The sequence below is a fragment of the Syntrophorhabdales bacterium genome (genome assembly GCA_035541455.1).
Taxonomy (GTDB): Bacteria; Desulfobacterota; Syntrophorhabdia; order Syntrophorhabdales; family WCHB1-27; genus JADGQN01.
This window is the reverse complement of sequence record DATKNH010000116.1, coordinates 62280-81970: the sequence shown is the minus strand read 5'-3', so window position 1 is coordinate 81970 and position 19691 is coordinate 62280. Positions and strand designations below refer to the sequence as shown.

Below are 19691 nucleotides of genomic sequence, written 5' to 3'. Positions count from 1 at the left end.
TAACCATAGATCGCACGGATGTGGAGGGTCCCGGCAGTCGGTGCTAAGGGATTTCAATGGTTGGGATAAAGAGAGTTTATGACGTTCCTACTCGGCAGGATGGCAAAAGAATACTCGTAGATCGCCTCTGGCCCAGAGGAGTGAAGAAGGATCCGAAAGTCGTCGACGACTGGATGAAGGAGATTGCACCCAGTGATGATCTGCGGAAATGGTTCAGCCACGATCCAGCGAAATGGGTCGAGTTCAAGAGAAGATACAAGAAAGAGCTGGAAACAAAACGTGAACTGGTCGAGCAACTCAGGCGTCAGGCCCGCGGGGGTCAGCTGACGCTTCTTTACGCAGCCAAGGATACGGAGCACAACAACGCCGTTGTGCTCAAAGAGATAATCGCAGCGAGATAATGGAACATTTCTATCAACTCCTCGAAAGCATCGGGTATCTCCATCCCGTGCATCCGCCCTTCACGCATGTGCCTGTAGGGCTGGTGATTGGAGCCTTTCTGCTGGGACTGGTATCATTTCTGTTCCGCTCCCAGTCTGCCGGCCGGGCTGCACGGTATTGTATGCTCATCGCATTCATTTCCATGTTCGTCGCCGCATTCTTAGGGTACATGGACTGGCAGCACTTCTACGCCGGCGGCTGGCTTAGGCCGATAAAGTTTAAACTGGTGCTGGCAGCGATTCTCCTCGTCTTGTCCGCTATTTCGCTTCGGGCAGGGGTGGCCGACGAGAGAACATCGGCACGTGTCGCAGGCATGTACACCCTCTGCACGCTTACGGTACTAGGTCTCGGCTTTTTCGGGGGCGAGCTTGTCTTTTCCGGCAGAGTTCCTGTTGCGCCTGCAGAGTTCCGGGTAGGAGAAAAACTTTTCCGCGCTAATTGCAGCGGGTGCCACCCATACGGCACGAACATAGTCGCGCCCGATGCAGAATTGCGAGGCTCAGACGACTACAAAGACCTCCAGACGTTTATCCGATGGATACGCGATCCTAAAATGGATAATGGCGCCCGTGGCGTCATGCCACCCTTCCCTCCGTCGAGAATATCAGACACACAGGCCGGCGAATTGCGTGAGTATATAATGAAGACAATGGGACCGGCGAAAGAGGTCCCCACGTGTGACGTCACGATTCCCGCAGTCGCGCCGAAGACTGATCCTGCAAGTATCGCAAAAGGAAAAGAGCTCTTTGAGGCCAATTGCAAACGCTGTCACACAGTAAGCGGGACAGAGACTATCGTGGGGCCCGGCCTGAAGGGACTGCTGAAACGCACAACCTTCCCCGTCGGCGATTGGCCATCAACACCCGGGAATATTTTCAAACAGCTCCGGTGCCCCTACAAACAAATGCCGTCATTCAAAGAAAGACTGAAGGATGACGAGGTCATAGATATCATCGCCTTCCTGAACGCGCAGTAGGTCAATCGATGCTGCCGTCCAAACCCGACCGCACCGATAATTTGTTGTAACTTCAGAGTGTTTTGGATAAAATTAGGCGCAGGCATCTCTACATTCACATCACCTATGAAAGGCAGAGTTATGGACTTCACCGGCCGCACTGCGTTGATAACCGGAGCAGGGCAAGGAATCGGCAAAGCCTGCGCAGAAGTCTTTGCCAGCAGGGGCTCAAGCCTCGTGCTGCTCGACAAGAACAAAAATACTCTCCCACACGTTGCTAAAGCTCTCAGGGCAGAGGGCTGTGGCGTCATAGCGCACGTGATCGACCTGACCCATACCAGACGGTTGGAAACACTGATTGAACACATAAAAAAAGAAACAGCGGTCGACATCCTGGTGAATAATGCGGGTTTTGATAAGCCTGGTGTCACCTCGAAAACTCACAGAAACCGTTTTAACGCTGTGCTCGGGATTCACGTGGGCGTTCCCTTTATGCTCATCAAACTGTTGCTTCCTGACATGAGGGCCCGAAAATGGGGGCGCATTATCAACATAAGCTCCGTATACGGTCTCTCCGGTGCAAAGGGAGAAGTGGCCTATTCCACGGCGAAGGCCGGTATCGTTGGGCTGACAAAGACTGCGGCGCGTGAGGGCGGACCTGATGGCGTGACCGTGAATGCGGTGGTACCAGGGCTCATCCGGACTCCTACCATAGAAAAAATGCCGGAGAAGTACAAGATTCCCATCCTGGAGCAAACATTGCTCGGCAGGATCGGTGAAGCGGAAGAAGTGGCCCGGACGATAGCGTTTCTTGCATCCGATGATGCATCCTACATAACCGGAACAACCATAACAGTTTCGGGTGGCTGGGGTATTTAAGAGGTTTTCTGAAGATGGTGAAGCAGAGTGCAGGCCTCCTCATGTATCGTAAACGAGGCCAATCCATCCAGGTCCTGCTCGTGCACCCTGGAGGTCCCTTCTGGGCCAAAAAAGATCTCGGCGCCTGGTCGATACCGAAAGGAGAATTTGCAGAGGATGAGGATGCGCTGAAAGCGGCTCGGCGAGAATTTGAGGAGGAAACAGGCTTTCTGCCAACAGGCAATTTCATACGCCTCGGCAGCATCAAACAGCCGAGCGGCAAAATCGTTCACGCGTGGGGCTTCGAAGGGGATCTTGACACCAGAAACATCAAGAGCAATACCTTCCTGCTCGAGTGGCCCCCTCAATCGGGCAAGCAACAGGAATTTCCCGAGGTTGACCGGGCCGACTGGTTCAACATCGAAACCGCCAAAGAAAAGATTACTAAAGGGCAGATCGATTTTCTGGACGAACTTCTCCGTAATCTTGAATCCGATCCCCCGGAAGCAGCGTGATTGAACCGCAGACCGCTTCGCTGGTAAGAGGCGAAGTCCCCGAAGGGGAGAAGATCGCCCTTCGGGCTGCGAAGATGGAAGATAAATGCAAGGAAGAAAGAATATAACGGGAGCTCTGTTAAGATTAACCCTTCTTAGGCACGCCAAAGACGTGACGGTCTTCCCAGTCCGTTACGGCGGACGGTCTTCCATCTTCCCTCTTCTCCATTTCAGCTGCAACACCTTCGGAGGCGCGTCGTGAACGGGGCAGAACTCCTGGTCAGAACCGCCAAGGAACGGGGCATCCAAGTCTGTTTCGCCAACGCGGGCACTACGGAAATACCGATCGTGATGGCGCTTGACTCGGTAAAGGGCATGAGAGCTGTCCTTGGGCTGTTCGAAGGAGTCTGCACAGGCGCGGCTGACGGTTACGGCAGAATGACTGGCAGGCCTGCCATGGCGCTCCTGCATCTCGGTCCGGGGTTCGCCAACGGCATTGCAAACCTGCACGATGCAAGAAGAGCTGCTACACCTGTTCTCAACGTCATCGGTCAGCACGCAACCTGGCACCTTCGTGCTGATCCACCCCTTGCAATGGACATAGAAAGCCTGGCCCGCGCTGTGTCTGGTTGGGTGCGCAGCAACCGATCCGTCGAGACGCTCTCACACGATGTGAGTGAAGCGGTCAACGAGTCACTCTTTGGGCAAGTATCCAGCCTCATCGTTCCTCACGATGTCCAAATGGCTGAAGTCGAGGACAGAAAGCCAGAAGACGTTGGCTTTGCCTTTGATCCGATCGACGCAGATGCTATCGAGAAAGCAGCAAAGCGCATTCGCGCTGCGAGAAAACCCGCCCTTCTCCTTGACGGTCGGGCTCTGAGCAGACCAGGGCTGGATGCGGCTACGCGCATCAGCGCAGCCTGCAGAGCTGATCTTTTTGCGCCAAGCTTTTTCTCCTGCACGGAACGCGGTTCCGGTCTACCCGACGTGCAGCGTATACCCTATTTCCCGGAAGAGGCGGTCTCACTGATGGCTGGCTACGATGTTGTCGTGATTGTCGCTGCGCATGAGCCAGTCACATTCTTTGGCTATCCCGGTGTCAGAAGTCATATCCTGAGCGAGTCGCAGGAAAAGATCCACCTCTGCACCAAGAAAGCCGACCCGGTGGAGGCGCTCATTGCGCTGGCGGCTGCGCTGGATGCACCCGCTCGCGTGACTATGAGCGAACCACACAACAACCGCTCCGGATTGCCCGAGGGTACACTTACAGCGGAGAAAGCATGCCTCACGCTTGCAAGTCTCCAGCCGGAATATGCAATCATTGTGGACGAAGGTATCACCAGCGGGTTCACGTATTATCCCCTCACTGTGTCCTCTCCTCCGCACAGCTTTATGACCATTGCAGGCGGCTCTATCGGCTACGGCATGCCGTGCGCCACAGGCGCCGCTATTGCGTGCCCTGAACGACCGGTAATCAACCTTCAGGCGGACGGAAGCGCTCTGTACACGGCACAGGCTCTCTGGACCCAGGCGCGGGAGGGGCTGCACGTCACTACCTTGATCTGTTCCAACAGGAGTTACAAGATTCTACAGCTTGAACTTTCCCGCGCAGGCATTGCGTCCTACGGAAATAATGCACGAGCACTCACGGACCTGAAGGCACCGCCCATAGACTGGGTAAGTCTTGCGCGCGGCTTTGGTGTTCCTGCTGTTTCCGTTGACACAGCGGAAGCGCTCGCGAGGGCGCTCGGCATCAGTCTGGCGGAGCCGGGACCGCGGCTCATTGAAATGGTATTGACATAACGGTGATATTTGTCGCAGATGTAATTATCTGTGATGAAGACGCCGGAGAACGAGATCGGGGGAGATATGAAAGAACTGATCGATAGAGCTGCCGCATGGATTGCAGCAGCACAAAAGGTAGTTGTCTTTGCAGGAGCAGGCCTCAGCACCGAATCGGGGATACCCGATTTCAGAAGCCCGGGAGGCGTGTGGGATCGCTACAACCCGGAAGACTTCTACTTCCAGAACTTTCTTGCCAGCGAAGCCTCAAGGGAGAAGTACTGGCAGATGGCAACAGAAATGTATGAACCGATGAAGAAAGCCCAGCCCAACGCGGCGCACCTCGCCATCGCCGAACTGGAATTGCTGGGCAAGCTGGACTGTGTAATCACGCAGAATATAGACGGTCTCCATCACAAGGCGGGCAATTCAGAAAGCAAAATCATTGAGCTTCATGGCACGGCCATGTATGTCTCCTGCCTGAGCTGTAAGAAACGGTACGACCGCGACGAGATCCAGAAGCGGATCAGCGAGGGCGAGAAGGCACCGCGCTGCGACTCGTGCAAAGGATTGCTCAAGCCGGCGACCATCTCCTTCGGCCAGGCCATGCCGGAACGCGAAACAGAAGAGGCATACAGGCGCTCTGCCGCATGCGATCTCTTCATTGTGGTTGGTTCATCTCTCGTGGTCCAGCCGGCTGCCTCCATGCCTGTGGTTGCAAAACGGGGCGGATCAAAGCTTACCATTGTCAACCGCGACGAGACGCCCCTGGATGATATCGCTGATCTTGTAATCCGCGGACAGGCCGGCCCGGTGATGGCGGCAACACTGGAAATTGTGAGAAAAAGAGTGGGAACGGGACTGGCATAATGACAGACCGCTTCGCTGGGACGATCGTTCGCTATGCTCACTCAGACGATGGACGATCGCCTTCGGCTCGGACGATGCAATGAACGACAGACGATCACTTCTTGAATTTGCGTCCTAGTTCGGCGCAGCTGAACGGGCGTCCCAGCCCAAAAGGGCGGTTGTCCTAGTGACCCCGGACCTGATCCGAGGGAACGGTCTTCCCAGTCGCACGTATGTGCGACGGTCGGCCTTCAGGAGGTTATCATGCTGGCAGATCTTGTCAAAGCAAACCGGAGTTACAGGAGGTTTCAGGAGGATAAACCGGTGGCGCATGAGACCTTGAGGCAGCTTGTGGACTTGACGCGCTACGCAGCGTCCGCGCAAAATCTACAACCACTCAAGTACATTCTTTCCAGCACACCTGAAAAGAATAGCCTCATTTTTCCTCACCTGGCGTGGGCCGGATATTTGAAGGAATGGCCCGGGCCCGAAGAAGGCGAACGGCCGGCTGCCTATATCATTATCCTGGGCGACCGAGAAATCACCCGAAATTACTATTGCAACGACGGCATCGCTGCCCAGACCATGCTGCTTGCAGCGGTTGAGCTGGGATTACAAGGATGCATGATTGCCAACATTCAGAGAGAAAAACTGAGGGCTGCGCTCAATATCCCGGAAAAATACGACATCATGCTCGCCATAGCCTTTGGCTACCCGAATGAAACCGTGGTGCTGGAGGAAGTGAAAAACGGAGACATCCGGTATTGGCGCGATGAAAAGAGCGTGCATCACGTGCCCAAGCGCAGTCTATCAGAGATCATCCTCGATCTCTGAATCTCTATAATCATCACTCATTCCTGTATGTAGGATGTTGACTTGGATTGTCGAAATCACTAAGCTTACCAGGCAGTTCTCTCACGAGTTCTGTAAGGCTCACCAGGAAAGAGAAAGAGCATATGCGCTGTATAGCAATGCGGGGGTCTCCATGGTTCCAGTTCTTTGCAATCGCACTGCTGGCTTCCCATTTTTTCGTATCGATGCTTTATCTCTGCTGGAGTCCACCTGCAGGCGCCCAAGAGAGAAAAGTACTGCTTCATGATGATTTCAGGAACCTCGATAAATGGAAACCACTTCACTTTCCAAAAATAGAAAAACATAGCCTTTATAGCGTCGAATCAAAGGATGGCGAGCACTACCTGCGTGCAGAAACCCAGGCTTCAGCCTCGGGTCTTCTGTACAGAGAAAGCTTTAACGTGTATGACTACCCTAAAGTCCGCTGGAGATGGAAAATAAGCAACGTATATGACAAAGGAGACGGGCGGACTAAAGCCTCTGATGATTACCCCATCAGGATTTATGTTCTCTTCGAATATGACCCGCAGAAAGCGGGGGCGGCTGATAAGATCAAGTATGGACTGGCAAGAATCATCTATGGTGAATATCCTCCGCACAGTGCAATTAATTACGTCTGGTCGAGCGCGACCTGGAATACGCCCTTTATCACGAGCCCGCGCACTGACAAAGTCAAAGTAGTGGCGCTGCAGAGCGGCACTTTGAAAGCGGGGACGTGGCAGGAAGAAGAAGTCGATGCGCTGCAGGACTACAGGAGAATGTTCGGTACCGATCCTCCGGCAAGGGCAAGCCTGGGCATCATGAGCGACTCTGACAATACCGCTGAGAAGGCAGTCTCCTTCGTCAGTTTTGTTGAGGTCTATCGGTGAGGAGGTATCGGGCGCAGATCGTAGCTGCCTGCGTTCTCGTCTGCATTGTTATCGCGATCAGGTGGTCCGGTGTCGACGCGTACTTCACGGTCGAGAACCTGCGCAAGCACAAGGACCTGCTTGAGCAGTTCATCAGCAATCACTACTCCTTTTCATCTTTCGTTTTTATCTGTCTCTATCTGGTCTGCGTGGCGCTTTCGATGCCTGGTGCAACGGTCTTGACCTTATCGGGAGGCTTTCTTTTCCATCTCTTCCCGGGAGTCGTGTATGTAATTACAGGGGCTACACTGGGTGGCACCTGTGCATTCCTGCTTTCTCGCTACATTCTCGGTAACACCATTCAGAAGAGATATGGAAGTCAGTTGCACCGCTTTAACCGGGAATTTGAAGAGAATGGCCACTTCTACCTCCTTAGCGTCCGCTTCATCCCTGTGTTTCCCTTTTTCCTGATCAACATGCTTTCCGGGCTCACGAATATAGGCCTCCGGACATTTGTCTGGACCACGGCCCTCGGGATCCTGCCAGGCTCCATTGTCTACACCTTCGCGGGAAGTCAATTGGGGACACTACATTCGGTGAGGGATCTCTTGGGAGGCAGAATAGTGATCGCTTTTTTGCTGCTCGCCGTGCTTACGCTTGTTCCCCTGGTTCTGAAGAAAATCCGCGCCAAAAGGGTTCGATAACTTCAGTCGTTCCACCATACTTTCACCCGGCTCAGCGCCTTCTTCTCTCCTCCTCCTGGCGCACTACATTCTCTACCGCTTTCCCGATCTCCGGGTACTGGAAGACGAAACCAGCCTCCATGAGACGGCGGGGCAACACCCGCTGCCCCTTGAGGATAACCGAGCCGAATTCTCCCAGGACCAGCCTTACCATGAATCCCGGGGCCGGCATGAACGACGGGCGATGCAGGGCCTTGCCGATGGCCCTGGCAAGATCCCTGTTCCTGACCGGTTGCGGCGAGCAGACGTTGACCGCTCCTGAAAGTTCGGTGTGCCTCAGAAGGAAGAGAAAGGCTTCAGTGAGATCCGCCACGTGAATCCATGAAAACCATTGCGCGCCGTTTCCTATGGGTCCTCCCACAAATTTCCTGAAGAGTGGAAGCATCTGACCAAGCGCGCCTCCGTAGGCGCCGAGAACGATTCCGAAGCGCGTTATGACCACCCGTGCACCTTTCTCCCGGGCGGCAAGAGCCTCTTTTTCCCATGCGACCGCGACTGTTGCCAGAAAATCGCTACCCGGGGCCGAGTCTTCAACCAACTCCTCATCTCCGTGAAAACCGTAATAGCCGACCGCGGATGTACTCAAAAGGGTAAACTCTTTAGCCCGCGTCGGATCAATGCCCTCAACGATATGGCGTGTCGTGCTGACCCTGCTGTCGAGTATCGCTTTCTTCTGCTCGTCTGTCCATTTGGTGAATATCGACGCACCCGCGAGATTTATCACCGCGTCATAATTTCGGATAGCTTCCTGCCATGGCCCTCTCTGCGTGGGATCGCCCTGCAGAAAAGAGACGCCTGCAGACGCGCCCTTTGATTCCTCTTCAGACCGAATAAGAATCGTCACGCCATGCCCGGCTTTAATCAGCCGGTCACTAAGATAAGAGCCTACAAATCCGGTTCCACCGGTCATCAAGATTTTCACGAGCCCCTCCCCTTATCCTCCCTTTTCTTGATTGAGCCATGCAGAGACCGATCTTTCTGGTTGTAGCCCTTGATGTTTACAGGGTTGCCTCTGCATTCTTCCCTTTAATATAAGAAGCAACTCGCGGTTTTTCACGTCTCCTTCCCCGGTAGTATGTGACACGCCGATGCCGTTGATCACATCTCCTTATAAGGACCTCGGCAAATGGGATAAGATGGCGTTTCCCTTTACACTCATTACTGAACTTTTAATAAGAGCTAAAGAGGTCACACTGAGCACATTCCGCTTGCAGCCTCCAGAAAGACCGACTATTCTCCCTATAGACCGGAAATTTAATCTGCCCGAGCAGGCTAAAATTGATATGAGCAAGATCATGTGCCCGCATTGCGGTACCTGGCAGGAGGCTCGTTTTCATGTCATACTCTGTGAACACTGTTACGCAAACATCAAAGACATAATTGACGCACATTTCAGAGAAGCCGGTGAGGAACAACCGGAAACCCCGGACACGCAAAGCAGTTCCTCACGGCAGATAGTGCTTGCACCGAATGAGCCTGCGAGCCGATTTTTCGAGAGGTTATGGGCTGCGGGCAGGCATCGGGCCACAAAGGAGGGGAACGGAATACCAAGGGTCTGCAGCGCCTTAAAGAGAACGCTCACAACGTTCTACAAACGATTTTGGCCTCTCTATCCACTCACGTATATTTCACTATTGTTTCTGATGCTCACCGGCATTTTTGCATCCGGTATCGGTGTGCACAAGTTTTTCTCCGAGGAGTATCCATTCGATTCATCAATAATTGCCGTGGTTGGTCTGGGTATCGCGGCGTGCCTTTTTGTCTCGGTTTACACGCAGGCAGCTCTTGTATCCGCGCTCTCTTTTTCGGAGCTCAATCTCGCAGATAGCTTGACCAGGGCACTAGACCGTTTTGGTTCGTACTTCGGGCTTATCGCACTGATGGCTTTGTGCATCGGTTGGGAATGAGTATGCTCCTTGTCCCCGGTGCCATAGCTGCCATGCTTTTTTCATGTGCGCCGTTTATCCTGGTCAGCGAGAATGCGGGTCTGTACCGACCTATTGAAAAGGTCGTGGGATCTCTATAAAAGGCGTTTCCTGCCCCTGACCATGCTGAACTGCGTCTCCTATCTGCCGCACGCCATGCACATCGCGTTCCTTCTCGCCGCCTGCGTTGCGCTGTCGATCATCTCCGATGCCCTTCGATCTATAGGCGGTACGAGTGAGTACAGCGGTCTGTTCTTTGTCTGGTTGCTGTATGTAGTACCCAAATGGATTGTCGCGCTTCTCGCCGCCGCTGCAGTCATCTGTCTCATCCTCTGGTTTCTCGTTCAAGTCTTCGGCCTTGCGCTGTATCTCCTCCTTGAACTGGCGTACGTGTATGTCCTTGCCGATGATCAAATAGGCCCCTGGGACGCGGTCAAGAAAGCGCGAAAAAGACTGCGCGGATTCTTTTGGGTGGAACTGTGCCGTAGCTTCATCGTTTCGAATGCCGGCATGCTCTTGATCCCTGGCGCCGTCTTTTGGGTGTGGTATCAGTTCACCCCTTTTGTCTTTGCCCTTCAGCGGGAGGAGGGAACACCTCTCTCATCTCTGTGGGAAAGCAGGGAATTGGTGAGGGGCTTGTGGGGAAAAGTATTCGGGCAGTTGATCTCTATGCAATTCCTACCCCTTACTATTGTCTTCACACTGCCTTGGTTGATCTTCGCAGGCCTCCCCTTCTACTGGATATTCGGGACATTTCTCTTTTCTTTCACCGGGCATTATCCGTATGGCATGTTCGGCATCTACGGCCCCCATTTTTGGGAGATGCTTTGCTTTTGCTTCCTTGCTGTGTTTCTGGGGTTCTATCTGCCGTTTCAGAAAGTCGTCCTGTACACGCTCTACTGCAAACTCAAGGAGGTGAAGACTTTTCAGGGCACCCAGTCAACGTGACTCGGCTGGAATGGTCGAGGAGAACCTTGATACGACGCCAGGCTTACCTGGTGCTTCGCGGTATGGTGCTTTCGCGCCTTCGTTGGGGACAGTAGCCGGATAAACGCATAGAGAAGGCTACTTCCTGCGGGGTGAAAGGATTTCAAAGCCGAGCCGCTCCTGGATGGTACCCATGATACCTTTGGGCGCGACCAGGATCACCGCAATGGCGATTACGCCGAGAATCAGGAGACTGACACTCGGATATTCTGAGAGCCATTGCTGGAGAATGACATAAATAAGCGAGCCGACGATCGGCCCTTCGATAGTGCCTATCCCGCCGATGATGGTGATAAAAACCAGCCTGACGGTCCAGTCTATCCCGAAAGCACTGAAGGGCTGGATAAAGATGTTGTGAAGATAGAGAACGCCTGACGTCACGCCCGTCACGCCCGCTGCCAGAACAAAGCAGGCAAGTTTGGTCCTAAAAATGTCAACGCCCATCGTTTCCGAAGAGGTCTCGTCATCCCGCATGGCCATGAGTCCCAGGCCCAGCTTGGAACGTAGAATAAAATAGACAACCAGGACAGAGGCAACGCCCATTCCCAGCCCTGCATAGAAGATGGTGTTGAACGAGAGCGTGTACGCAGGTTTTACAAAGAGCCCCATGCCGTAGCCGACATATTTCCAGTTACTGAAGAGAATCCGCAATGTCTCGGCCACGGTCCACGTGCCAATAGCAAAGTAGACGCCTCGCATCCTGAAGATGGGTGCGGAAATGAGAAGAGCAAAGAGAACCGATACCGCGCCTCCGATCAGAACGCTCAGCCAGATGGGGAACCCGTAATACATGGAGAAAACCGCCAGCGTGTAGCCCCCGAGGCCGACAAATGCCTGCTGACCGAGAGAGATAAGCCCTGAGTAACCTGCAAGAAGGTTCCACATCTGCGAAAGGGCGAGGTTCAACGAGAAGAGGAGTACAATCAAGACCCAGTAACGGGATGCCCAGAAAGGGAAACTGGCCAGCGCCAGAGCGACGATCACGATGCCGAAAAGTTTCTGCAGAAACGAAGATGCCATTCAGTCTTACCCTTTAGAAAAAAGTCCCGTGGGTTTTAGGGCCAAAACGATCAAGAGGATAATGTAACCGGAGATGAGCTGAAATCCAGGGCCGAGAAAGTGAGCGCCGACAAGCTGCGCAAGCCCGAGGATCAATCCTCCCAGGAACGTTCCCAGCAGACTACCCAACCCACCCACAATCACCACGCCAAACGCGATAATGAGATAGTCGGGACCCGTATGAGGATAAAACGTAAACGTCATGCCGACGAGTACCCCTGCAATCGCGGCTGTCCCCCCGGCAATGGCCATGGCCCATGCGTAGATCCTCTTCGGGTTGATTCCCATGAGCTCAGCCGCTCCTTCATCATCAGAGGCTGCGCGGATGGCCTTTCCCAGATAGGTCCTGGTAAAAAAACGACTGAGCAGTAAGATGGTCACCAGCGCTACAACAAAGTCGACCAGATACACCACCGGGATACTGAGAAAACCGCCGACGGGAAGGGTAGCTATCGAGAGGTCTGTGAGCAAGGTACGGGCATCAGGTGTAAAGATCAGCAGCAGGAGATTCTGCAAAATGATGGAGAGTCCGAAGGCAACAAGAAGAGGAGGGTTCATATCCTTGCCCAGGACACGATTCACGAGGTAATACTGGATGATGAAGCCGATGAGAAACATGGCAGGGATGACGAGCACCAGCGTTAGGAGGGGACTGACTCCGAAAATAGAAAGCATCACAAAACTCAAGTAACTCGCCAGGATCACCAGGTCGCCGTGCGCAAGATTGACAACACGCACAATCCCAAAGATCATGGACATGCCGATACCCACGATTCCATACAAGCCCCCCAGAAGAAGGCCATTCATGATTGGATTTTTAAGGCCGGCCAGCACGGAAAGCATTGCTCAGCCTTTCAGCGGGTCCTTCCCGGATGGATCTTTCGCATTGAGACCTCCCAAACCGAAGTAAGCCTCCCGAATCTCTTCCTGGCTAAGGGTTTCAGGCCGCCCCTCCAGGCGGATTCTTCCCGATTGCATGACGTAGACTTTGTGCGCGGCCTTGAGACTTCGCTGTATATCCTGTTCCACGAGCAGCACCGTAATGCCGTCGACATTGATTTGCTTCACCTTCTGATAGATCTGCTTGATGACGACCGGCGCGAGGCCCAGAGAGAGTTCGTCAAAGAGGATGAGCTGTGGCCATGACATCAGCGCACGTCCTATAGCGAGCATCTGTTGTTCGCCACCGCTCAGCGTGCTGGAGAGCTGGTATTTACGCTCGTCGAGGATAGGAAAGAGTTCGTATATCTTGCTAAGGGCTTCCCTCTTCCGCCTTCGTGCTTTAGGCGTATATGACCCGATTTCCAGGTTCTCGAGCACGGTAAGACGGGGAAAGACCCGGCGCCCTTCCGGAACCAGGGATATACCCTCAACTACTGTCTGATAGGGCGCTACTCCGTTGATTGTCTTTCCCTTGAATTGAACCGTTCCGCGGGAAGGTTTTTTCACGCCCGCAATGGTGTTGAGCAACGTCGATTTTCCGGCTCCATTGGCACCAATGATTGAAACAACCTGGGCTTCTTCCACGTCAAGCGAAACATCCCAGAGGGCGCGAAAGTCACCGTAGTGGACGTCGACCTTATCCACCCTGAGGATGCTCTTCCCCATCAGGTTTCCTCCGTCTCCGCCCCCAGGTAAACTTCCTGAACTTCCTTTGACCCCATGCATTCCGCCGGATCACCGCACATGAGCCTTTGTCCGGCGTTGATGACCAGGAGGCGATCCACTCCCTTGTTCATCATCATGAGGATGTGTTCCACCCAGATTATGGTTACGCTGGCTTTCTGGATAGTCTTAACGACCTCCAGAAGTCTCTCAACCTCGGCCTCAGTCAATCCTGCCGCGACTTCATCAATGAGAAGGAGGGAAGGCTTCGTGGCCAGGCCGCGGGCGAGCTCGAGCCTCTTACGATCCAGAAGCATCAACTTCCCGGCGAAAAGATCCTTCTTGGCGGTAAGACCCGTAAACTCAAGCACGTCAGCGCAAAGCGCGCGAGCCTCCCTGCCTTTGAGCTGGCCACCATACTCCGCACCGACGAGAAGATTCTCCAGGACGGTCATGTTTTCGAAGGGGCGAGGGATCTGGTAGGTGCGGCCAATCCCTAGACGGCACCGACGCGCTGCTGAGAGATGGGTGACGTCTTTGCCCTCGTACGTGATGCGGCCGCTTGTAGGAGTGTAGGCGCCGGTTATGAGGTTAAACACTGTTGTCTTCCCCGCGCCGTTGGGACCCATCATGCCCAGAATCTCTCCCTGCACCACATTGAAGGAGAGTTCGCTTACGGCGGCGAGATTGCCAAACCACTTTGTCAGATTGTCAACGACAAGTATATCAGCCACAGTCAGGCCTTCTTGATCGCCTCAATTCTTCTCTGTGTCAGAATCTCCAGGCATGGAGCTTGACCAACACAAAGCAGTATGTGGATGCCCTATCAGTAAGGAAAAGCGTACACTACTCCTTCTTTTCGCAATGAGCCTATTGATTCTAACAGTAATGGAGGGCATGTCAACAGAAAAAGGGTGGCAAGAAAAGGCGTGCAATTAAGAAAATAGCTTGACGCTCTCAGATGGTAGTGGTAAGGATAAAGGTTGGTCAGAACCACAGTTCTCAACCGGTATGGCATCTTTCACCAGAATTTTTTTGTTTTTGTGATTTGTTGTAGTCGCGCTTTGCATTCAGGCCGGATGGTAAAAAGAGTAGAAGAAAGGAGAGGGTACATGGGATCACTGAAGAAGCTGTGGGTAGCAGTATTACTTGTCTTTGCACTGGTAACGTTCTTCGCCGGCAATCTTCCGGCAAAAGATTTGAGCTTGAATCTGATGACACCGCCGAAGCACCTCCGCAATACCAATGTGTTCGAGCCCTGGGCCAAGATGGTTGATGAACGCACGAAGGGGGCGATCAAGATCAAAATGTATTTCTCAAACACGATGTCTCCCCTGAGTGAAATGTATGACTCCACGGTGTCGGGCGTCTCTGATCTCACGGAATGCTACACCTTTGCCGTCCCGGGCCGTTTCTCGCTGACGGAGTTCCTGATGTTGCCCGAGATGGGGTTTCCGACGAGTATTAGTTGCTCGCGGGCGATGTGGCAGCTTTACAAAACGGTCCCCGAAGTGAAGGCGGAGTATCCGAATGTGAAGATGCTCTGGCTTCACGCCACACCAGGCGCTAAACTGATGACCCGCAAGAAAGCCGTCCGCACCCTCGAAGACCTGAAAGGCCTTAAGATATGCGTCTCTGGAGCTACGATGGTCAAAGTCGCCAAGGCCCTTGGCTTTACACCCGTGACCATCCCGACTCCCGACATTTATGTGGCCATGGAGAAGGGAACCATCGACGGCTTTATCCGTCCGAGCGAACTCCTGATTTCACGGAAGCTCTACGAAGTGACCAAGTACGTCACTGATGTAGACCTGGGGCACGACCTCTTTTACGTCATCATGAACCAGAAGAGTTGGGATTCGCAAACACCCGAGGTTCAAAAGGTCCTTACGGATCTTTCAGGCGAGTGGGCCGTCGACTTCACGGGCAAGGCCTGGGACAAGTTTGATACCGAGGCTGAAGCCGAGGTAAAAGCGAAGCATGGTGTTGAGTACATCACGCTATCGACCGCTGAGATGGCTCGCTGGAAGAGCCTGCTTGTCCCGATCAAGAATGAGTATGCCGCCGAGCTGGAGGCCAAGAAACTGCCGGGCAAGAAAGTGCTTGACGTGCTGAACAAGATGGCGGAGAAGAAGTAGCGGTTCACACGGAAAGAGAGTATCCGGATGGAGAAATTCCTTTATCACTGTGAAAGAGTGCTGACCTATGTCGCCGTCCTGTCCATTTTTATTATGATGTGTCTCACCACGGCGGACGCAATCGGACGGTACTTCTTTGGCCGTCCGATCACCGGAGCGTACGAGCTCACAGAAAAGTATTTCATGCTCATTACGATCTTCCTGGGAGTTGCTTACGCTTATCGAGGGGGGGCCTTCATCCGTGTAGGCATCCTGATGGATCGCATGCCCATGAAAGTGAAGGTTCCCATAAACTACTGCGGTCAGATTTTTTCTATTCTTTACGGGGCGGTTCTTGTCTTTGCTTCGATCCAGCAGCTGGTCCGCACGCTTCGGCATGGCACGACCCTGGCCTCCCTGCCGGGGATGCCTCTGTGGCCGGGGCTCATCGTGATCCCGATCGGATTGATCCTTATGTGTCTGTTGATGCTAAAAGATCTTCCTCGAGTAAAGGAAGGCAAGTCTGCCCTCTTTCAGGATGAGACCCCTACCCTATGATCGTTGCTCTTCCGTTTATCTCGCTGCTGTTACTGCTTATTTTGGGGATCCCGATCGCCTTCTCCCTTGCCGGAGCAGGCATCCTGGGCATCTGGCTCGTGAAGGGGGACTGGGGCATCGTCATGGTCTTCCTGAGGACCGTTCCCGTAAACGCGGTCGCCAATTATGATTTGACAACCATCCCCATGTTCCTCTTGATGGCCTACTTTTCATCGTCGAGCGGACTCGCTAAAGACCTTTACACAGCTGCCTCCAACTGGCTATCCCAGATCAGGGGCGGCCTTGCCATTGCGACGGTCTTTGCCTGCGGGATTTTCGGAGCTATGTCCGGAGCGAGTGTGGCAGCGGCTGCGGTCATGTCGAATATCGCTATGCCGAACATGCGTCGTTTCGGTTATTCCGAAGAGCTGGCCGCAGGCTCGGTAGGCGTAGGCGCGACACTCGATATTCTGATTCCTCCCAGTGTTCCCATGGTGATCTATGGCATTGCCACGCAGACCTCCATCGGGCAGTTGCTCGTGGCGGGCGTGGTTCCCGGGATCGTCCTTGGCATCCTGCTGGCCCTGTCCATTATCATCTGGGTGACCGTCAGTCCCTCACACGCTCCCAAGACGGAGTCGGTACCCTGGAGGGAGCGATGGGGGAGTATCGGCCGCATCTGGCCAAGCCTTTTGTTGATCGTTATTGTTCTGGCCCTCCTCTACTCAGGCGTTGCCACCCCGACGGAAGTCGGCGCGGTCGGCTCATTCATGGCAGCGGCAATCGGCGTTGCCATGGGCCGCCTCACATGGAAGGGAGCCATCGAGGCCCTGAAAGAAACGATCAAGACGTCCGCAATGATCTTTCTTATCCTGATCGGCGCCAATATCTTCGGCTATTACATGACACTGAGCCAGATCCCGCAAGACGTCGTCGCACACGTGACCGAAATGCATCTCAACCGGTGGATTATCGTCATCGGCATTACGGTCGTCTACTTCGTCATCAGCATGTTCATGGATGAAATTCCTCTGCTTCTTCTAACGTTGCCCCTGAGTTTCCCGCTGGTCACGTCGGTGGGCTTCGATCCAGTCTGGTTCGGGGTGCTTTCTATTTTGATGGTGGCCATGGGGCTCGTCTTTCCGCCTGTGGGGATGATCGCTTTTGTGGTCAGTGCCACAGCGCATGTTGATTTGATGAAGGTGTACAAAGGAACGTCCGTCTTAATCGTCGCCATCTTCGTGACAACCGCGCTGGTGATGATCTTCCCGGACCTTGCGCTGTGGCTTCCCAAAACCATGCGGTGAATGAAAAGACAAATTCCAAATCCTAATGTCGAAATCCTAAACAATATCGAATGACCAAAATTCAAGACACAATACCAGCTTCCCGGGTTCAGTTTAGGAGATTTGATATTTGAGATTGTTTAGGATTTAGATATTCGATATTAGGATTTAAACCATAGTGACACAGCAACAACAAGGCATACGCTTGAAGGCAATTTGCTATAGGAGGGAATATGCCACCGATTCTTGATAAGAAGAAGTGCAACGCCTGCGGAACGTGTGCGGACATCTGTCCCACGCATGTGTACAGATCTATGGGAAAAGGAGTCTCACCGCTGGTCAAGTATCCTGAGGAATGCTGGCACTGTAACGCCTGCGTCCTGGATTGCCCAAAGTCCGCCATACGACTGCGGCTTCCACTTCCCGCCATGATGCTTCATGTAGAAGCAGCTACTCCAAAGCGCAAATAGCTGACGGTGAATCTTTGACCGGGAAGCGTTGATTGAGCACATTCACGGAGGAAGAAATGATTGATATTGATAAAGAAGCAATCGAGACGGACGTGCTGGTGGTGGGAGGCGGGATTGCGGGATTGATGGCAGCAATTAATGCTGCAGATCAGGGCGTGCGTGTGGTCGTGGCCGAGAAAGCGAATACGAAGCGGAGCGGTTCCGGAGCCACGGGAAACGACCATTTCGTCTGCTACATCCCATCGATCCATGGGCCGGATATGACGCCTATCGTCACGGAAGTCCGCAACAGCCTTGTTGGCGGTTACCATGATAACTGTATGACTGTTAAGTTTCTTGAGCATTCATTCGACCGCGTGAAGGACTGGGAACGCTGGGGCATTTCGATGAAGCCTACAGGGAAGTGGGAATTTATCGGCCACGCCTTCCCGGGCCGTCCGCGTGTCTTTCTCAAATACGAAGGGGCCAATCAGAAGCTGGTGCTGACCGCGCAGGCGAAGAAGCGTGGTGTGCGGATAGAAAATCATTTGCCCGTCATCGACGTCATTGTCAACAACGGAGAAGTGATTGGCGCCGTAGGTCTGAGCATTAAGGATGAAACTCCTGTGCTCAAGCTTATTCGCGCAAAAGCGGTTGTTCTGGCCACAGGGACAGCAAACCGACTGTATCCCTCGATCAGTCCGGGATGGATGTTCAATACCGCGTTCTGTCCGAGTTGCACCGGGGGTGCACAGGCTATAGCGTTTCGTGCCGGAGCAAAGCTGGTCAATATGGAGTTCCCGAACAAACATGCCGGGCCAAAATACTTTGCGCGCGCCGGTAAGGCAACCTGGATAGGAGTGCTTGATGATACCAAGGGCGAACCCGTAGGCCCCTTTGTTACAAAACCAACCAAGGAACTCGGGGACATTACCGCTGACGTATGGAACTCGGTGTTCACCGATATGTACAAGTCAGGGCGCGGCCCCACGTACATGGATTGCACAGGTATCGCCGAAAGCGATTTAAAATACATGCTCAGGGGCCTGGAGCACGAAGGCAACACCGCGATGTTAAAGTTCATGGAAGAGGATGGTATCGATATTCGCAGACGGCGGGTAGAATTCGCCCAGTACGAGCCTTTCCTCATCGGGCGAGGTGTCGAGATTGATCTGAATGGCGAAACCGATATCGCAGGCTTGTTTGCGGCAGGAGATCCGGTCGGCAATTTCCGGGCAGACATTGCCGGTGCGGCAACGTTCGGATGGATTGCAGGCGGAAGCGCTGCAGGCAGGGCAAAGAAGATACGGCAGCGTCCAGATATCACAAACAACCCTCTCGTGAAAGAACGCATGCGGTTCTGCTCCCAATTGATGGCCAGAGAAGAGGGCCCCGGTTGGAAAGAGGCAAACCTCGCCCTGCAGCAGATCATGAATGATTATGCAGGCACCGCGGTCAGATCTGAAACATTGCTCTCCGCGGGGTTGAAGTACCTGCGAGATTTAAAGAAGAAAGCGGTTGAAACCTTAAAAGCGGAAGATTCCCACACGTTGATGCGCTGCCTGGAGACCATCGACCTGATGCAGTGCGGTGAACTGATTCTTCTCACGGCCCTGGAAAGAAAAGAAACCAGAGCGCTTCACGTGCGGTCTGATTATACCTTTACGAACCCGTTGCTACAGGATAAGTTCATCACGATCAAGCAGGAGAAGGGCAAGATCCGCATCGAGTGGCGCGACCGCAGGTAGGGCTGCCCTTGAGAGGGCGTTTCTGCCTGCGCTGAGGACTTCCTCAGTGCCTCTCCCGGAGCCGGAAGGCTTACTCGCGGTTCTGGGCTATGTATCACTGTTAACAACTTGTTTACAACTCATGAAATGAGAGTTATACTGAAGTTGTAAACAAGA

Annotated in this window: 21 protein-coding genes; 16 read left to right on the top strand and 5 right to left on the bottom strand. The window is 53.5% G+C overall.

Features of this window, described 5'->3' with window-relative positions; translation table 11 throughout:
* Positions 1-56: 56 nt before the first annotated feature.
* The 9 genes from VMT71_12300 (at position 57) to VMT71_12260 (ending at position 7783) form a co-directional block, all read left to right on the top strand.
* A complete protein-coding gene (locus VMT71_12300; GenBank protein HVN24746.1) occupies positions 57-401 on the top strand; it encodes a DUF488 domain-containing protein in 345 nt (114 codons plus the stop codon).
* Complete coding sequence (locus VMT71_12295; GenBank protein HVN24745.1) at positions 401-1417, top strand: c-type cytochrome; 1017 nt, start codon at positions 401-403, stop codon at positions 1415-1417. The genes VMT71_12300 and VMT71_12295 overlap by 1 nt, the downstream gene beginning before the upstream one ends.
* A 120-nt stretch (positions 1418-1537) precedes the next feature.
* Positions 1538-2275 carry an SDR family NAD(P)-dependent oxidoreductase gene (locus VMT71_12290; GenBank protein HVN24744.1) on the top strand — a complete coding sequence of 246 codons (738 nt, stop codon included), beginning with the start codon at positions 1538-1540 and terminating at the stop codon, positions 2273-2275.
* A 14-nt stretch (positions 2276-2289) separates the two neighbouring features.
* Positions 2290-2769 carry an NUDIX domain-containing protein gene (locus tag VMT71_12285; protein HVN24743.1) on the top strand — a complete coding sequence of 160 codons (480 nt, stop codon included), beginning with the start codon at positions 2290-2292 and terminating at the stop codon, positions 2767-2769.
* A 237-nt stretch (positions 2770-3006) separates the two neighbouring features.
* The gene (locus VMT71_12280) at positions 3007-4551 is read left to right on the top strand and encodes an acetolactate synthase large subunit (GenBank protein ID HVN24742.1); all 1545 of its coding nucleotides are present in this window, start codon (positions 3007-3009) and stop codon (positions 4549-4551) included.
* A gap of 66 nt (positions 4552-4617) precedes the next feature.
* Complete coding sequence (locus VMT71_12275; protein HVN24741.1) at positions 4618-5400, top strand: Sir2 family NAD-dependent protein deacetylase; 783 nt, start codon at positions 4618-4620, stop codon at positions 5398-5400.
* A 243-nt stretch (positions 5401-5643) separates the two neighbouring features.
* Positions 5644-6213: a nitroreductase family protein gene (locus VMT71_12270; protein ID HVN24740.1), complete on the top strand. Its 570-nt coding sequence runs from the start codon at positions 5644-5646 to the stop codon at positions 6211-6213.
* Positions 6214-6335: 122 nt separating this feature from the next.
* Positions 6336-7100, top strand: a complete 765-nt coding sequence (locus VMT71_12265) for a DUF3047 domain-containing protein (GenBank protein ID HVN24739.1) — start codon at positions 6336-6338, stop codon at positions 7098-7100.
* Positions 7097-7783 (top strand): TVP38/TMEM64 family protein, encoded by a 687-nt coding sequence (locus tag VMT71_12260; protein ID HVN24738.1) that lies wholly within the window; start codon positions 7097-7099, stop codon positions 7781-7783. The genes VMT71_12265 and VMT71_12260 overlap by 4 nt, the downstream gene beginning before the upstream one ends.
* 31 nt (positions 7784-7814) lie before the next feature.
* Here VMT71_12260 and VMT71_12255 read toward each other — a convergent pair whose 3' ends face one another.
* Positions 7815-8744, bottom strand: coding sequence for a TIGR01777 family oxidoreductase (locus VMT71_12255; GenBank protein HVN24737.1), 930 nt, complete (start codon positions 8742-8744; stop codon positions 7815-7817).
* 166 nt (positions 8745-8910) lie between these two features.
* Here VMT71_12255 and VMT71_12250 point away from each other — a divergent pair, with 166 nt between their 5' ends.
* On the top strand, positions 8911-9729 hold the full coding sequence (locus tag VMT71_12250; protein ID HVN24736.1) for a hypothetical protein: 819 nt from the start codon (positions 8911-8913) through the stop codon (positions 9727-9729).
* Between the two features lie 93 nt (positions 9730-9822).
* Positions 9823-10695, top strand: coding sequence for a hypothetical protein (locus tag VMT71_12245; protein HVN24735.1), 873 nt, complete (start codon positions 9823-9825; stop codon positions 10693-10695).
* A 117-nt stretch (positions 10696-10812) separates the two neighbouring features.
* Here the strand turns inward: VMT71_12245 and VMT71_12240 are convergent, their stop codons facing one another.
* Genes VMT71_12240 through VMT71_12225 form a run of 4 tightly spaced genes read right to left on the bottom strand, consistent with a single transcriptional unit; the run spans position 10813 to position 14132 of the window.
* The gene (locus tag VMT71_12240) at positions 10813-11754 is read right to left on the bottom strand and encodes a branched-chain amino acid ABC transporter permease (protein HVN24734.1); all 942 of its coding nucleotides are present in this window, start codon (positions 11752-11754) and stop codon (positions 10813-10815) included.
* Positions 11755-11760: 6 nt separating this feature from the next.
* Positions 11761-12636, bottom strand: a complete 876-nt coding sequence (locus VMT71_12235; protein ID HVN24733.1) for a branched-chain amino acid ABC transporter permease — start codon at positions 12634-12636, stop codon at positions 11761-11763.
* 3 nt (positions 12637-12639) lie between these two features.
* Positions 12640-13401 (bottom strand): ABC transporter ATP-binding protein, encoded by a 762-nt coding sequence (locus tag VMT71_12230; GenBank protein HVN24732.1) that lies wholly within the window; start codon positions 13399-13401, stop codon positions 12640-12642.
* On the bottom strand, positions 13401-14132 hold the full coding sequence (locus VMT71_12225) for an ABC transporter ATP-binding protein (protein HVN24731.1): 732 nt from the start codon (positions 14130-14132) through the stop codon (positions 13401-13403). The genes VMT71_12230 and VMT71_12225 overlap by 1 nt, the downstream gene beginning before the upstream one ends.
* 378 nt (positions 14133-14510) lie before the next feature.
* On the opposite strand from VMT71_12225, the gene VMT71_12220 reads away from it, so the two are divergent.
* From VMT71_12220 to VMT71_12200, 5 genes are all read left to right on the top strand, one after another.
* Positions 14511-15536, top strand: a complete 1026-nt coding sequence (locus VMT71_12220) for a TRAP transporter substrate-binding protein (protein ID HVN24730.1) — start codon at positions 14511-14513, stop codon at positions 15534-15536.
* A gap of 27 nt (positions 15537-15563) precedes the next feature.
* Positions 15564-16073 (top strand): TRAP transporter small permease, encoded by a 510-nt coding sequence (locus VMT71_12215; protein ID HVN24729.1) that lies wholly within the window; start codon positions 15564-15566, stop codon positions 16071-16073.
* The gene (locus VMT71_12210; protein ID HVN24728.1) at positions 16070-17359 is read left to right on the top strand and encodes a TRAP transporter large permease; all 1290 of its coding nucleotides are present in this window, start codon (positions 16070-16072) and stop codon (positions 17357-17359) included. The genes VMT71_12215 and VMT71_12210 overlap by 4 nt, the downstream gene beginning before the upstream one ends.
* 212 nt (positions 17360-17571) lie before the next feature.
* Positions 17572-17808, top strand: a complete 237-nt coding sequence (locus VMT71_12205) for a ferredoxin family protein (GenBank protein ID HVN24727.1) — start codon at positions 17572-17574, stop codon at positions 17806-17808.
* 56 nt (positions 17809-17864) lie between these two features.
* Positions 17865-19535 (top strand): FAD-binding protein, encoded by a 1671-nt coding sequence (locus VMT71_12200; protein HVN24726.1) that lies wholly within the window; start codon positions 17865-17867, stop codon positions 19533-19535.
* Positions 19536-19691 lie beyond the last annotated feature (156 nt).